The sequence below is a fragment of the Serratia sp. 22264 genome, assembly GCF_052045345.1.
Classification (GTDB): Bacteria; Pseudomonadota; Gammaproteobacteria; order Enterobacterales; family Enterobacteriaceae; genus Serratia; species Serratia plymuthica.
Window position 1 is genome coordinate 1857171 of sequence record NZ_JBQEOY010000001.1, and the last position, 15562, is coordinate 1872732.

Below are 15562 nucleotides of genomic sequence, written 5' to 3' on the forward strand. Positions count from 1 at the left end.
AAATCAACATGACCAATAACGGCTTGATTATGCGCAGCAATACGCAATTCTTTGCTATCCCTCTTTTGGCTGAACAATGCTTTGCGGCCAGGCTCGCAATGCCAATCATCGATGGCGTCATTTTTCCCAATCAACCGTATTTTGCCGCTATTTTGAACGCTGATTTCAGCTCGGTAAGGACGTTTTATGCTCGACGACGCGCAACACGATCTCTGGCATCGCTGCCTGTTTATCCCGGCACTGCTGCTTGCTGCAGCCATCGCTACGCGGTTGATTCACTGCGTATCGGCAAGCCTGTCGAGGCCCTCGCCAAAGCAAACTCGCTGGGTGATGGGAGCTGCCCTTTGCGCCGGGCTGGCGGCATTGCCTTTCGGCATGCCGCTCCTGCACCGCGTGGTGTTGCTGCCGGTGGCGGCGGTATTGATCGCGTTGGCGTTTATCGATTGGCGGCACCGCTTGTTGCCGGATCGCCTGACACTGCCGCTGCTATGGGCCGGGCTGCTGGTGAACCAGCAAGGCTATTTCACTTCGCTGGCGGAGGCGGTGTCAGGGGCCGTCGTCGGTTATCTGTCGCTGTGGCTACTCAACGCGGCCTATCGCCGCCGTCATCAACGGGATGGCATTGGGCAAGGGGATTTTAAACTGTTGGCGGCATTAGGCGCCTGGGTCGGCTGGCCCGCCCTGCCGATGTTGGTCACCGGTGCGGCGGCAACGGGATTATGCGCAGTGGCCATTGCCTGTCTGATGCGCAAACCCGGCTGGCAAGCCCCGCTGCCGTTTGGCCTGTACCTGGCGGCTGCCGCCTGGCCGTTGCTGCTATCGGCGGCCGGCGGGGAATTCCCGCCGTCAACGGGGTATAACGCTAAATTTCACCTTATTTCACTCTGGCGGTAAATGGGCACAGGGCCATTTTACCGCTGTTATAGCCTGCTGTCGGTACGGCTGTTATGGCGACGCTTCATCTGCCCCGCTATCCTTTGGCTAAGCCCAAACGGGGTTTTGCCTAAATCAATACGGGAGTTATATGATCGGTCATGGTTTATCCGCACTCGCGCTCGGCGCGGCGTTACTGACGGGGTCACTGTCATTCGCAGCACAGGCGGCCGGCACCTTTACCCTCACCTCGCCGGCGTTTCAGGATGGCGGAATGCTGGCGCAAAAATATGCCGGCGCGACGCCGGGCAATGCCAGTTGCACCGGCGATAACGTTTCACCGCCGCTGAACTGGGCCAACCCACCGGCAGGCACCCAAAGTTTCGCTCTGCTGCTGTCCGATCCCGAAGGGCGCAGCGGCCTTGGCGTCAGCCATTTGGTGGCCTATGGCATTCCCGTCTCGGCCAGCGGCTTCGCCGAGGGCGATCTCACCCTGGGCAAAGGTTTTATTGGCGGCAAAAACTCGCCGGGCACTGCGGTTTATCACGGCCCTTGCCCCCCGGCCGGATCAGGGTTACACCACTATACTTTCGTGTTGATCGCCACCGATCTCGCGCCCCATGCACTTGGCCCGGGTTTGACGCGCGAACAACTCCTGGAAAAGCTGCAAGGCCACGCCAAGGGCGGCGCGGGCATTATCGGCCGCTTTGGCCAATAGCCGTTCAGGCCGTCAACGCCTCTGCCGGGGTCTCTGGGGTCTCTGGGGTCACCGCCGCAGCGCGGTACAGGTTGACCACCTCACCGATCACCAGCAGGCTGGGCGAAACCGGCCGCTGTCGGGCCATGATCGCCGGCAGTTCGCCCAGGGTGCCGATCAATACCCGCTGCTGCGGCTGGGTACCGCGTTCAATGATCGCCAACGGCATCTCCGCCGCCATACCATGGCGCAACAACTGTGCGGCAATGGTTTCACTCAAGGCCAGCCCCATATAAAACACCAGCGTTTGCCCCGAGCTGACCAATCCAGGCCAGTCCAGATCCACATCGCCGTTACGGCTGTGGCCGGTAACAAAACGCACCGACTGCGCGTAATCCCGGTGGGTTAACGGAATGCCGCTTGCCGCCGCACAGCCACTGGCGGCGGTAATGCCCGGCACCACATGGCAGGCCACGCCATGACGCTGCAACCAGGCCATCTCCTCGCCGCCACGACCAAAAATAAAAGGGTCACCCCCCTTCAACCGCACCACCCGATTGCCGGCCTGCGCCAGCTCTACCAGCAGTTGTTCGATCTCCGATTGCGCCAACGTGTGGCAGCGCAGGGATTTACCCACGTCGATACGCAACGCCTCCACAGGCAGCAACGCCATCACCGCCGGGGAAACCAGGCGATCAAACACCACCACGTCCGCCTGCTGGAGAACCCGCAGCGCCTTCAACGTCAGCAGCTCGGCATCCCCAGGCCCGGCACCGACCAACCACACTTCACCCCGGCGCACCGGCTGGCGACGATCCCCAGCCAACATCAGCATTTCAAGTTCCTTCATTGCATCACCTCCGCTATGCCACCCGTTGGGCCGCATGCTGTTGAATCAACTTTTTCAGTTCCGGCAAACAAGAGCCGCAGTTGGTGCCGCATTGCAGACGATCGCCCAGTTCACTGGCACTGTGGCAGCCCGCCTGAATCGCCGCAATAATGCGGTTCTCGCCCACGCCGAAGCAGCTGCAAATCGTCGTCCCGCCCGCCGGCTCCCCCGCAGCCCCTCGCCCCGCTAACAACGCCAAGCGCTGCGATCCACCGACCGGCGGTTGTGCAAAAGCGCTCAGAATTGCCGGTCGATCGAGCATCGGAGCCTGTTGGCGAACATAAAACGCCAGTTGCACCTCGTTCTGACGCCAGCCAATAACGTGCAAACCGCGCTGAGCCAGCTGTGCGGTCTGCAGCGTCAGCCCCGCCAAGGGGAAGTGCCGCCGCAACCAGTCCTGCCAGTCTTCGACCGGCCGTTGCCCGGCCATGATGTAGTGGGTCAGGCCCTCCTGCGCTACCCGGCTCCAGTAAATGCCCGCCGGTGGCGCCACCTCGGCGCGCAGGAAAATCTCAGCCTGCCAGCTCGTTGGCCACAAGCTGACCCGTACCGGCGCATGTTTGCTTTCCGGTTGGCCGGAATGAGCATCGACCACCGGCGGGATCAGGCTGTCGACCCGGCCCTGAGCGGTAAACTGACCATTCCAGTGCATAGGCGCGAATACGCTGCCGCGCCGCTGCCCCGGATGGCACTGGGCTCGCGCCAGCATCCAGCCATGGGGCGAACTGAGCCGCACCAGGGCGTTATCGGCAATGCCCAACGCCGCAGCATCCTGCGGGTGCATTTCACAAAACGGCTCGCTGAGATGGCGCATCAGACGCGCCGCTTTGCCGGTGCGCGTCATTGTGTGCCACTGATCGCGGATACGGCCGGTGTTCAGCACCATCGGGTAACGCGGCGATACCGCATTTTGCGGCAGGCGCGGCGTCACCGGCAGCAGTCGCGCTTTGCCGTCCGCATGGAAAAAGCGGCCATCGCTGAACAGACGCCGGCACCCGCCAGGGTGCTGGGTATTGACCGGCCACTGCACCGGCGCCATACGCGACCACTGCTCCCGATCCCCCTGCGCCAGCAGGCTGATGTCGAACGCGCGCGTTCCGTTATTCTCAAACCCTGACAACGCGGCGTGCTCACTGAAAATCTCCGAAGGGTGCCGGTAGCCGAACGCCGCCCCATAGCCCATGCGCCGTGCCACCTGGCTGAGGATCCACCAGTCGGCCCGCGCCTCTCCCGGCTGTGGCAAAAACGCGCGCTGGCGGGATATGCAGCGTTCGGAGTTGGTGACGCTGCCCTCTTTTTCGCCCCAGGCCAGCGCTGGCAGGCGGATGTGCGCCAGTTCTGCGGTATCGGTCACCGCCATCACTTCCGACACCACCACCAGCGGGCACTGTTTCAACGCCTGTCGCACCGCGTCCGCATCCGGCAGCGACACCGCCGGGTTGGTGCCCATGATCCACACCGCCTTCACCTGCCCGGCGGCCATCGCCTGGAACAGTTCGACCGCGTTCAGGCCGGGTTGCCTGGCAATGCCCGGCGACTGCCAGAAACGCTGCACCCGGTCGGTATCCTCGTCGCTAAACCCCATATGCGCCGCCAACTGATTAGCCAGCCCGCCCACTTCACGCCCGCCCATCGCATTCGGCTGGCCGGTAATAGAAAACGGACCGCTGCCCGGCCGGCCAATGCGCCCGCCCGCCAGGTGCAGGTTGATGATTGCATTGCATTTATCCGCACCGCTTGAAGACTGGTTGATGCCCATGGAATAGAGCGTCACCCAGTCGCGCGATGTTTTCAGCAAGGCAAAAAAGGCCAGTACGGCGCTGAGCGGCAGTTCGCAAAAATCCGCTACCCGTTCCGGTGCCCAGTCGGCCACCGCCGCCAGCGTTTCCTCCACGCCGTTGGCATGCTGATGCAAAAAGGCGTTATCCAGGCCGTCGTGCTGCGCCAGCCAGCGCAGCGCTCCGGTAAACAGAGCGGCGTCGCTGCCGGGGCGCAGCGGCAGGTGCAGATCGGCAATATCGCAGGTCGCCGTCTCTCGCGGATCAATCACCACCACGCGCATCTGCGGCCGCTGCTGACGCGCCTTCACCAGCCGCTGATACACCACCGGGTGCGCCCAGGCGGTGTTGGAACCGGTCAGGATCACCAGATCCGCCTGTTCGATGTCCTCATAACAGCAAGGCACCGCATCGCCACCGAACGCCCGCTTGTAACCCACCACCGCCGATGCCATGCACAGCCGGGAGTTGGTGTCGATATTGGCCGCGCCGATAAAGCCCTTCATCAGCTTATTGGCGACGTAATAGTCCTCGGTCAGCAACTGGCCGGAAGCGTAAAATGCCACCGCCTGCGGGCCGTGTTGCTCGATCACGCGGCTAAAACGCAGCGCCACCTGCTCCAGCGCGTCGTCCCAGCCCACCGTTTGGCCGTCAACCTGCGGTTGCAGCAAGCGGCCCGCCAAATCCAGGGTTTCTCCCAACGCGCTGCCTTTCACGCACAGTCGCCCCTGATTTGCCGGGTGGGCGACATCACCGCTGACTGCCACCGCACCGTCGCTGCGCTTTTCGACGGCGACGCCGCAGCCAACGCCGCAGTAAGGACAGGTGGTGCAGTGTGCGGCTGTCATGATGCGGCACCCGTCGCTTCCGGCATGGCGGCCTGCACCGCCAGCGGCTGGCTGCACACCCAGACTCTGCCCGCCGTCACCCGTACCGGCCAGGCGGTAACACCAGATTGCGCATTATCCACACAGCTGCCGTCGCTCAGGCGGAAACGCTGCTTGTACAACGGGGAGATCACCACAGGCACACCGGCTACGTCTCCCAGCAACCCGCGCGCCAGCACGTTGGCCTCGCTGTCCGGCTCCTGATTCGCCAGCGCATAAACGCCGCTGCCCGGCAGATGGAACAGCGCAATCTGCCGCGGCCCCAGACGTGCGGCAATGCCGGCGTTGACGGGAATGTCCGCCAGCGCGCAGACATCCAGCCACTGCTCGCCTGCGGCCGGGGCCGGTTGCACGTCGATAACCTGCCCGCGTTCCTCTCCGCTGGCCGGGCGGCGCTGCCCGCGCTCCGGCTGCCAGACAATGGCTTCGTCCGGCCGATCGCTGTTCACAAAGGCGCGGAACAGCTTAAGACGATCCGGGCTGGCGAGCGTGGTCTGCCATTCGCACTGATAGCTGCCGACCACCGCCTGCATGTCGTTCTCCAGATCGGCGGCGATGCCCAGGCTATCCTCCAGCACCACCTCACGCAGGTAATCCAGCCCGCCCTCGAGGTTATCCATCCAGGTACTGGTGCGCTGCAGGCGATCGGCGGTACGGACATAAAACATCAGGAAACGATCGACCATGCGGATCAGCGTGGTGGTGTCGAGATCGCTGGCGAACAAATCCGCGTGACGGGGTTTCATGCCGCCGTTGCCGCACAGATACAGGTTCCAGCCTTTGTCGGTGGCGATCACCCCAACGTCCTTGCTTTGCGCTTCTGCGCATTCGCGCGTGCAGCCGGAAACCGCCATCTTGATTTTGTGCGGCGCTCGCAATCCCTTGTAACGGTGCTCCAGTTCAATCGCCAGCGCGGTCGAATCTTGCACGCCATAACGGCACCAGCTTGAGCCGACGCAGGATTTCACCGTACGCAGCGACTTGCCGTAGGCATGGCCGGTTTCAAACCCGGCGTCGACCAGTTGCTGCCAGATTTCCGGCAGTTGCTCCAGGCGTGCGCCAAACAGGTCGACCCGCTGGCCGCCGGTGATTTTGGTGTACAGTTGATAACGCTGGGCGATTTGGCCGATGGCGATCAGCCCTGCCGGGGTAATTTCACCGGCCGGCACGCGCGGCACCACCGAATAGGTGCCGTCTTTTTGGATATTGGCGAAGAAACGATCGTTGGTGTCTTGCAACGGCAGGTGCTGCGGCTTGAGCAGGTATTCGTTCCAGCACGACGCCAGAATCGATCCCGCCAGCGGTTTGCAAACTTCGCAGCCGTGCCCATGGCCATGTCGAGCCAGCAGATCGTCGAAGGTGCGGATATTGCCGACCCGCACCAGGTGATACAGCTCCTGGCGCGAGTAGGCGAAATGCTCGCAAACGTCCTTTTTCACCACCACGCCGCGTTGCTGCAGTTCGTGCTCCATCACCTGTTTCACCAGGGCGGCGCAACCGCCACAGCCGGTGCCGGCTTTGGTGCAGGCTTTCACCGCCGCCAAATCGCCGCAGCCCTGGTCCACCGCACAGCTGATATCGCCTTTACTGACGTTGTGACAGGAGCAAATCTGCGCCGTGGCCGGTAACGCCGATACGCCCAGCGCTTTTGGCGCGCCGCCGGCCGAGGCCGGTAGAATCAGGCTTTCCGGTGCGGCGGGCAGCGGCAGATCATTGAGCATCATTTGTTGCAGCGTACTGTATTCGCTGCTGTCCCCGACCAATACCGCCCCCAGCAGCCGTTTGCCGCCGGCATCAACCACCAGCTTTTTATACACTTCCGCCGGGCCGTCGACCCAGCTGTAGCTTTGGCTGCCGGGCGTATGGCCGTGCGCATCCCCGATCGACGCCACCTCGACACCCAGCAGTTTCAGCTTGGTGCTCATGTCTGCGCCGCAGAACGCGTTTTCCCGCCCGGCCAGCAGATCCGCCAGCGTGCGCGCCATTTGATACCCCGGTGCCACCAGCCCGAAAATTTGGCCGTTCCATAACGCGCATTCGCCGATGGCGTAAATGGCGTCATCACTGGTGCGGCACTGGCTGTCAATCACGATGCCGCCGCGGGGGCCCACCTCCAGTTCAGCGGCGCGGGCGAGCTGGTCACGCGGCCGGATACCGGCGGAAAACAGAATCAAATCAGCATCCAGGGTTTCACCGTCGGCGAAATTCATACTGTGACGGTGTAACGAACCCTCGATAATCGCCTGTGTTTGCTTGCCTGTGTGTACGCTCACGCCCAGCGCCTCAATCTTTTTGCGCAGCATCGCCGCGCCGCCGTCATCCAGTTGCACCCCCATCAGGCGCGGCGCAAACTCCACCACGTGGGTTTTCAGCCCAAGCTGCTGCAAGGCGTTGGCGGCCTCCAACCCCAACAGACCGCCGCCGACCACCACGCCCACGCTGGCGCTGGCGGCGCATTCGGCAATCGCCGCCAGATCCTCCAGCGTGCGGTAAACCAGGCAGCCGGGGCGATCGTTGCCGGGGATCGGCGGGACAAACGGATAAGAGCCGGTCGCCAGCACCAGGTGGTCGTAGGCCGTTTCGCGCCCCTCGGCGTCGATCACGCATTTGCGCCGGCGATCGATGGCGCAAACCGCCTGCCCCAGCCGCAGCTCAATCCCGGAACGTTCGAAGAAACCCGCTTCCACCATCGACAACGAGTCGGCACTGCGGCCGGAGAAAAATTCCGACAGATGGACCCGGTCATACGCCGCCACCGGCTCTTCGCCAAAGACCACGATGTGATACTGCTGATGCAGTTCGCGAGCGACCAGTTGTTCCAGGAAGTGATGACCGACCATGCCGTGTCCGGCAACCAGCAAAACGGGCTTATGCATATCCGATGTCCTCTCGTCAGACGCCTGCGGCGCCTCGGGTTCGCTACTGCCAAACAGCAGGGCTTCCGGCTGATTCACCGGCTGACCGAGCTGTTGCAGATAAAAAGGGCTGTCCTGGGCGTCGCCATACAGCAACACGCCCTGTAATCGGCCGTCGCGCACCAGCAGGCGGCGGTAATGCTGCGCCAGTGGGTCTTCGGCGTGGTGAAGCTCGGTTTGCGCGTCGGCGATCATTTCGCCGGCGCTGAACATCTCGATGCCGCTGACCTTCAGGCGGGTATGCAGCGGCGCCGGTCGGTAGCCCGGCACCTGCTCACCGCTCAACCGCCGCGCCAACAACTCCGCCTGTTGCCAGCAAGGTGCCACCAGACCGAAGGTGGTGGCGTCGAGCTGGGCGCATTCGCCGATGGCGAAGATCGCCGGATCCTCAGTCTGCATCCGATCGTCGATCAAAATGCCGCGCTCACAGCCCAGCCCGGCGGCCTGCGCCAGGCTGATTTCGGGCCGCACCCCGGCGGCAATCACCACCAGATCGCAATCGCACCGCTCGCCATTACTCAACGTGGCAGCCTTAACCTGCTCTGTGCCGTGGAACCGGCTGGCCTCACAGGCCAGCCGACATTCGATACCGCGTTGCAACAGATTGTGTTGCAGCATCCGCCCGGCGCGGGCATCCAGTTGCCGCTCCATCAGGTGTGTGCCACGGTGCACCACGGTGGCGGTCATGCCGCGCTGCGTCAGGGCGGCGGCCGCCTCGATCCCCAACACACCGCCCCCTACCACCAGCGCATGCCGCCCTGGCCGGCAGCGGCCAAGCATGGCTTCAACGTCGTCCAGCGTGCGAAAACCGTAAATGCCGTTCAGCGTCACGCCGGGCAGTTGCGGCATCAGCGGACGCGAACCGGTGGCGAACACCAGCAGGTCATAAGGCACCTCGTGCCCGGCCGTCATCACCCGCTTGTGCCGCCGATCCACCGCCAGCGCCGGTTCACCGGCCAGCAGCCGCACGTCGTGCCGGTGATACCAGTCAAGATCGTGCAACAGGGTCTCGCTGAACGCCTTTTCCCCCGCCAGCACCGGCGATAACAGAATGCGGTTGTAGTTGCCGCGCGGCTCCTCGCCAATCACCGTGATGGCATAGCGCGCGGGTGCCAGCCGGCAGAGCGTCTCCACCAGCCGCATCCCGGCCATGCCGTTGCCAATCACCACTAATTGGGTTTTGTCCATCATTCGGCTCTCATGCCGCTTTCGCGTGCTTCTCGTAGAGGAACTTCAACACCTGGCGACGGTAATGGTGATAATCCGGGTCGTCCGCCAGCGCTACCCGTGAACGCGGACGCGGCAACTTCACCTCGAGAATTTCACCGACAGTGGCCGCCGGGCCGTTGGTCATCATCATCACCCGATCGGACAGCAGCACCGCTTCATCGACGTCATGGGTGATCAGCACAATGGTGGTGTTCAGCCGTTGCTGGATTTCCATCACCGCATCCTGCAGATGGGCGCGGGTCAGCGCATCCAGCGCGCCAAAGGGCTCGTCCATCAGCAACACCTTGGGCTTCATCGCCAGCGCGCGGGCGATGCCGACGCGCTGTTTCATGCCGCCGGAGATTTCATGCGGCCGCTTGTGCAACGCGTGGCTCATATGCACCAGCTCCAGGTTGTGCTCGATCCACTCGCGCATTTCGCCGCGCGTCATTTCGCGCCGGAATACCTGATGCACCGCCAAGGCCACGTTTTCGTAGGTGGTCAGCCACGGCAGCAGCGAATGGTTCTGGAACACCACGCCGCGTTCTGGCCCTGGCCCGGTGATTTGCCGGTTATCGCACAACAGCACGCCGTCGCTGGGCAGAGTCAGCCCGGCGATCAAATTCAGCAGCGTCGACTTGCCGCAGCCGGAATGGCCGATCAGGCTAACGGTTTCCCCCGCCTGGATATCGAAACTCACCCGATCCAACGCGATAAACTCCCCCTGCGGGGTGGCAAAGCGCTGGCTGACGTTCTGGACCTGAATAATCGGTTTCATGGCGCACTCCTTAACGGTTCTGATAGCTAAAACGTTTTGCCAGTAACATCAGCCCCTGCTCGAGCAGCAGCCCCACCACGCCGATCACGATGATGGCGATGATGATGTTTTCGACGTTGAGGTTGTTCCATTCATTCCAAATCCAAAAACCGATGCCGACGCCGCCGGTCAGCATTTCCGCCGCCACGATCACCAGCCAGGCGATGCCGATGGACAGACGCACGCCGGTCAGCACATACGGCAGTACGGCCGGGAACAGGATTTTGCGCATCACCGTCCATTCGGACAGCTTCAGCACCCGCGCCACGTTGAGGTAGTCCTGCGGAATACGCGCGACGCCTTCTGCGGTGTTGAGGATCATCGGCCAGATGGAGCAGATGAAAATGGTCCAGGTTGATGCCGGCTCCGCACGCTGGAACAGCAGCAGGCCAATCGGCAGCCAGGCCAGCGGGCTGACCGGGCGCAACAGCGAAATAATCGGGTTGAGCATGTTCGCCAGAAAGGCAAAGCGCCCCAGCAGGAACCCGGCCGGAATACCGACCAACGCCGCCAGCCCAAAACCTGTGGCTACGCGCTGCAACGAGGCCAGCACGTTCCAGCCGATCCCCTGATCGTTCGGCCCGGCGGAATAAAACGGATCGGCAAACAGCGTCAGCGCCGCTTGCCAGGTCGCCACCGGCGTCGGGAAACCTTTGCTGTTGAGCGCGGCGATCTGCCAGACAACCAGGATCAACACCAGCCCCAACACCGCGGGCACCGCACGGCGAAAAGCGTTCTGTAAAGGCCAACTCCAGCGCGCTTTGGGTCGCGGCTTCGGGGGGGCCGGGATTTTCAACGGCACGACTTCCGCACGGGTCGGCGTTGGCATATCAATACGTTCAGCGAGATTTTTCATCGGTTACCTCAGCGCTTTAAAGAGAAACTGTTGGCGTATTCCGCCGGATTGCTGCCGTCCCAACGTTTACCGTCAAACAGCGTGCTGGCGCGCATGTCGCTGCCGGGAAGATTCACCCCGCCCACCGCGCTTGCCGCCTGTTTGTAGATCTCGATGCGGTTGATTTTTTGCGCGACGGCCAGGTAGTCCGGCTCGGCGTTCAACAGGCCCCAGCGGCGATGCTGGGTCAGGAACCACATGCCGTCAGACAGATACGGGTAGTTCACCTCGCCATCGTGGAAAAAGCGCATCGCATGAGCGTCCTGCCAGGATTTGCCCAGACCGTTTTGGTATTGACCCAGCATGCGGCCGGTGATCACTTCCGGTTTGGTATTGATGTAGGCGCGGCCTGCCACCACCTGGGCGGTCTCCTCGCGGTTGGCGTCGGAGCTGTCTATCCAGCGTGCGGCGTCCAGCACGGCGGCGGTCAGCGCACGGGCGCCGTTCGGGTTGGCCGCCACCCAGTTCCCCGTGGTGCCCAGCACTTTTTCCGGGTGATCGGGCCAGATTTCCTGGGTGGTGACGGCGGTAAAACCGATGTTTTCGGCGATGGCGCGCTGGTTCCACGGCTCCCCGACGCAGAAACCGCTCATGTTGCCGATCTTCATGTTCATTACCATCTGCGGCGGCGGCACCACCACGTTGCGCACGTCGTCAAACGGATGAATGCCGGCGTTCGCCAGCCAGTAATAGAGCCACATGGCGTGAGTGCCGGTCGGGAAGGTTTGGGCGAAGGTGTAAGTGCCCTTGGCGCTGGCGTCGACGTGTTTTTTCAGCGCGCCCGCATCGGTGACGCCGGCCTGCTTCAACTGGTTGGAAAGCGTGATCGCCTGACCGTTGTTGTTGAGCGTCATCAGCACCGCCATGTCGTGCTGCGGCCCGGCTACACCCAATTGCAGGCCATAAACCATGCCGTACAGCACGTGCGCCGCATCCAGTTCGCCGGACAGCAACTTGTCGCGCACCGCCGCCCAACTGGCTTCTTTGCTGGGAATGATTTTGATGCCGTATTTCTCGTCAAACTTTTTCACCGCCGCCATCACCACCGAGGCGCAGTCGGTGAGCGGAATAAAGCCCACGCGGATCTCTTTTTTCTCCGGTGCGTCAGAGCCTGCCGCCCAGGCCGTATTCATCAGGCCAGGCAGCAACATGCTGCCGCCCAGCGCCGCGCTGCCGGCCAAAAAGCGGCGGCGCGTCAACTCAAGCCCAGGGTGTTTGGTGTGCGTCATCAGCAAGTCCTTCAATCAGGCGATAAAAATAAAAAAGGCGTCCCATCAGCACATTCCACCATTGGGGTGAACATGCTGAAAGGACGCCTTTATCCAAATTCTTGTTGGCAATCCGGCCGCCATTGGCCGGGTTACGTTTTAGTTAATGCAGCTTGCGTGCCAAATCTGTCGATAATCCCAGCCGGCCCCTGCCAGACAGGCACGCTGCACTCCGCACCCGCATAATTCGGGCCGAATATATTCGTCCCCTACTGCCGATGGGCGGTACACAGGACATCGTTTGCACAACGGCAAGGCATTAACTGCACTGACTGTGTGCATATACTCCTTAAGGAGTATCTCCGGTGGCCGGTAAAATATCCGCCACCGCCAGCATGGCATTGGCGATATCAATCAGCCGCTTGTTTTGGTTCATGGCCATCCTGAGCAACAAGCGGTGGGCGTCCTCCTCGGTCAACCCGCGATGCCGGATCAGCAACCCTTTGGCGCGTTCGATTTGCTTGCGTTCATGCAGCGTCGCCCGCGCCGTCGCCAACTCCTCTGACAGCACCTGCAACCGCTGCGACTGCTGCTGAATCAACTCCATCATGGAACGGCCCAGACGCGGATTGATGCCGTCCCCCATCAGCGGCGACGCCTCCCCCAGCGGGGTGGCCACAAACACCGCGTAGCTTTCTCTCGCCTGTTGCGGCACATAATCGACATAATCCAGCGCCAGCGAGCGCTGGGCCTCGGCCAGGCTGTGGCGGCAACTGGCCATCAGCGCCTCTTCCAGCCGATCCTCTATCTGTTTCATCAGGTCGATGCGCGCACTGGTGATCTCGAACCAGCGCAGGCTGGTGTCGGCACGATCGCTCAGCTGCAATTGGGTACAGGCAATGCGACGCAGGCGTTCAAACTCGCGGTCATCCTGCTGCTGTATGCGCCGCCACTGGGCCAGCGACTGTTCGTCGGCGAACTCGCTGAAGGTTTGAAAACAGCGCTCCTGACCTTCGATCAGCATCAGTAACTGCTGATGGGAGGCGTGACTGAAATGCATGGCGGCAAAACCGGCCGAACCTATTGCCCGCTCTTGCCCGGCCAGTTCCTTGCCTTGCATAAAGCTGAACATGGCGATCAACGCACGCGTCATGGCGGGCTCAACGCAGGCATCCGCCGCCTCGAATACCAGCGCCAGCAGGCTGTGAATGATGTTATTGAAGGTATCCATGGCCGCAGGCTGCGAGACCTGCTGCTGCTGTACTTGCCGGCGCAGCGCGGGCAAAGCGGTGAGGTTGTGCAACGCACAGGCAATGCGGCTGAACAGGCGGCTGGCGCTGGCCAGAGGTGCCGTGGCGGCATCCAGCTGCGCCAGTTGCCGCTGCACCGCCAGTTCGGCCTGCTCCACGTCCTGCGTTCTGCCGGGCAGCCGTTCGCCGAACAGCGCCCCCTGCGAACACAGATAAATATTGACGGTGCCGCGCTCCCGCTGAAGCACGTGGATCAATTGGCTCACCCGGCCAACCAACTGGCCCATTTGCAGCAGCTGTTGCAGCACGGTGATTTCGCAGCGTTTGGACGCCAGCAGAAAATCGCCGGCGCTGGGCGGGAAAGCGCTATTACGGCTCATGACAGGATCCCCGTTACGGTAAATAGGCAGATCTTGCAAAAGCCGTGCCGTAGCCTTACTTACTCACGCGATCCAGATAAAGCATGCTGTTGGCGATATTCAGCGTGGCGCCCTTGATGTTGTCGCGCAGCGCCACCAGCGTTTGCCCTTGCAACGCGACGACGTACGGCGAGCTGGCCTGCACTTCATGCTGCAAGGCTGCGTAGCGCGCGGCGCGTTTTACCCCATCGCTTTCTGCCGCCGCCGCACGGGTTTCCGCACTCAGCGCCGGTATCGTCCATTGGGTGCGCCAGGCCAGGGTTTTCGGGCCGTTCGGCACGTTGTAAGCAAAGGTGCTGGCGTTGGTGTTCGGGTCCAGATAGTCGGCGCCCCAATAGGTGAAGATCGCCTGGAAATCGCGACCGCGCATCTTGCCCCACAGATCGCTTTCTACCACCGGGTGAATATCGAGTTGCAAACCGGCCTTGGCGAAGCTGGCCTGCAGCGCCTGGGCGATATCGGTATACGGCGGTTGGTTAATGACGATCAAATCGATGCGCGTGCCTTCAGCGATACCGGCGTCATGCAAAATCTGCCTGGCCTTTGCCACGTCAAGTTTGAACGGCTGGTCCGAGACGGCGCCGTCCAGGCCGACCGGCAGAAAAGCCTGATGAACGCGGTATTGCCCTTTCAGCAGATCTTTCGCGATGGATTGGTAATCGACCAGCCAGCGCGCCGCCTGCCATAGCGCCGGATTGCTCAGCGCCGGTTGCTGTTTGTTGCCGGTATTGAAACCGAGGTAATACACCTTTGCCGAATCATGCTGCTCAATACGCACGCCCTTTTCATTGCGCAACGAGTTGAACTGATCGGCCCCCAAATCATAGGCCACGTCGGCGTCGCCTTTCAGCAGCAGCAGGCGGCGGGTGCCGGCGTCGCTGACGTTCTTCAGCAACACCGTTTTCAACTGCGCTTTGGGTTGGGCGTAATCGTTACGGCTGAACAACAGCGCCTCGTGCGGCACATAGTTGCTGACCCGGTAAGGGCCGGCACCGGCGGAGTTCGAACGCAGCCAGGCATTGCCGAAATCCCCCGCCTGGCTGTGTTCGCTCAGCAGCTTCTCATCGACAATCGACGCCACCGGTGCGGTCAGCAACCGCAACGCCAGTTCGCTGCCGATATTCGCCGGCCAGCTCAGTTGCAACTGGTTGTCGTTGAGTTTTTTCAACTGGCTTTCGACGTTGTCCGGCGTCCAGCCGAATTCGCCGAGAATAAACGACGGCGCCTTGTTCAGTTTCACCGCACGCACCAGCGAGAAGATCACGTCTTCCGGCCGTACCGGATTGCCGGAGGCAAAGCGCTGGTTATCATGCAGGGTAAAAATCAGGCTGTGACCGTCCGCCCCCGCCTGCCAGCCGCTGGCCAGTTCCGGTGCCAGCTTTTCCGGCGTTTCACGATCGGGTGCCAGCAGGCGCTGGTACAGATTGACCAGGTTGGCCGAGCTGACGGTTTCAAAACTCTCGGCCGGATCGAGGCTGATGATCCCTTCGAGCGAACTGACCACGACCAGCGTATCTTGCGGAGTGGCGGCCTGCGCGCCGAGGCTTGCTGCCAGGGCGCTGAACACTAAGGTTGGGATGAGACGTTTCATTGCTGCACTCTCCATCAATCACGCGGATGCGTTATTTTTCGAGTGTAGGGGGATGAACTTATAAGAAGAACAACTAAAAATTGCTTTATTTATTACATAGATGAATATACCCGCCGGAGCCACGGCGGGTATTG

The 15562-nt window shown here is 62.0% G+C and carries 10 protein-coding genes; 2 read left to right on the plus strand and 8 right to left on the minus strand.

What is annotated here, in order from left to right; all coding sequences use genetic code 11:
- Positions 1 to 186: 186 nt before the first annotated feature.
- Entirely contained in the window at positions 187 to 894 is a 708-nt protein-coding gene (locus tag ACTJJ1_RS08620; protein WP_122289644.1) for a prepilin peptidase, read from the plus strand.
- Positions 895 to 1024: 130 nt separating this feature from the next.
- Complete coding sequence (locus ACTJJ1_RS08625) at positions 1025 to 1591, plus strand: YbhB/YbcL family Raf kinase inhibitor-like protein (RefSeq protein ID WP_064798946.1); 567 nt, start codon at positions 1025 to 1027, stop codon at positions 1589 to 1591.
- A gap of 4 nt (positions 1592 to 1595) precedes the next feature.
- Here the strand turns inward: ACTJJ1_RS08625 and cobA are convergent, their stop codons facing one another.
- The 8 genes from cobA to ACTJJ1_RS08665 form a co-directional block, all read right to left on the minus strand.
- Complete coding sequence (gene cobA / locus ACTJJ1_RS08630) at positions 1596 to 2420, minus strand: uroporphyrinogen-III C-methyltransferase (protein ID WP_440833143.1); 825 nt, start codon at positions 2418 to 2420, stop codon at positions 1596 to 1598.
- 13 nt (positions 2421 to 2433) lie between these two features.
- On the minus strand, positions 2434 to 5085 hold the full coding sequence (locus ACTJJ1_RS08635) for a nitrate reductase (RefSeq protein WP_440833145.1): 2652 nt from the start codon (positions 5083 to 5085) through the stop codon (positions 2434 to 2436).
- Positions 5082 to 9227: a nitrite reductase large subunit NirB gene (gene nirB / locus ACTJJ1_RS08640; RefSeq protein WP_440833624.1), complete on the minus strand. Its 4146-nt coding sequence runs from the start codon at positions 9225 to 9227 to the stop codon at positions 5082 to 5084. The genes ACTJJ1_RS08635 and nirB overlap by 4 nt, the downstream gene beginning before the upstream one ends.
- A gap of 10 nt (positions 9228 to 9237) precedes the next feature.
- On the minus strand, positions 9238 to 10026 hold the full coding sequence (locus tag ACTJJ1_RS08645) for an ABC transporter ATP-binding protein (RefSeq protein WP_006326063.1): 789 nt from the start codon (positions 10024 to 10026) through the stop codon (positions 9238 to 9240).
- Positions 10027 to 10036: 10 nt separating this feature from the next.
- A complete protein-coding gene (gene ntrB, locus ACTJJ1_RS08650; protein WP_440833148.1) occupies positions 10037 to 10921 on the minus strand; it encodes a nitrate ABC transporter permease in 885 nt (294 codons plus the stop codon).
- Between the two features lie 8 nt (positions 10922 to 10929).
- Entirely contained in the window at positions 10930 to 12189 is a 1260-nt protein-coding gene (locus ACTJJ1_RS08655; RefSeq protein ID WP_004945856.1) for a CmpA/NrtA family ABC transporter substrate-binding protein, read from the minus strand.
- A gap of 328 nt (positions 12190 to 12517) precedes the next feature.
- Positions 12518 to 13798 (minus strand): nitrate regulatory protein, encoded by a 1281-nt coding sequence (locus tag ACTJJ1_RS08660; RefSeq protein ID WP_004945858.1) that lies wholly within the window; start codon positions 13796 to 13798, stop codon positions 12518 to 12520.
- 55 nt (positions 13799 to 13853) lie between these two features.
- A complete protein-coding gene (locus ACTJJ1_RS08665; protein WP_421412801.1) occupies positions 13854 to 15428 on the minus strand; it encodes an ABC transporter substrate-binding protein in 1575 nt (524 codons plus the stop codon).
- Positions 15429 to 15562 lie beyond the last annotated feature (134 nt).

Bases quoted from the DNA above. Each gene is read 5' to 3' on its own strand.
- ACTJJ1_RS08620 (WP_122289644.1), top strand. From the start codon at position 187: ATGCTCGACGACGCGCAACACGATCTCTGGCATCGCTGCCTGTTTATC.
- ACTJJ1_RS08625 (WP_064798946.1), top strand. From the start codon at position 1,025: ATGATCGGTCATGGTTTATCCGCACTCGCGCTCGGCGCGGCGTTACTG.
- cobA (WP_440833143.1), bottom strand. From the start codon at position 2,420: ATGAAGGAACTTGAAATGCTGATGTTGGCTGGGGATCGTCGCCAGCCG.
- ACTJJ1_RS08635 (WP_440833145.1), bottom strand. From the start codon at position 5,085: ATGACAGCCGCACACTGCACCACCTGTCCTTACTGCGGCGTTGGCTGC.
- nirB (WP_440833624.1), bottom strand. From the start codon at position 9,227: ATGGACAAAACCCAATTAGTGGTGATTGGCAACGGCATGGCCGGGATG.
- ACTJJ1_RS08645 (WP_006326063.1), bottom strand. From the start codon at position 10,026: ATGAAACCGATTATTCAGGTCCAGAACGTCAGCCAGCGCTTTGCCACC.
- ntrB (WP_440833148.1), bottom strand. From the start codon at position 10,921: ATGAAAAATCTCGCTGAACGTATTGATATGCCAACGCCGACCCGTGCG.
- ACTJJ1_RS08655 (WP_004945856.1), bottom strand. From the start codon at position 12,189: ATGACGCACACCAAACACCCTGGGCTTGAGTTGACGCGCCGCCGCTTT.
- ACTJJ1_RS08660 (WP_004945858.1), bottom strand. From the start codon at position 13,798: ATGAGCCGTAATAGCGCTTTCCCGCCCAGCGCCGGCGATTTTCTGCTG.
- ACTJJ1_RS08665 (WP_421412801.1), bottom strand. From the start codon at position 15,428: ATGAAACGTCTCATCCCAACCTTAGTGTTCAGCGCCCTGGCAGCAAGC.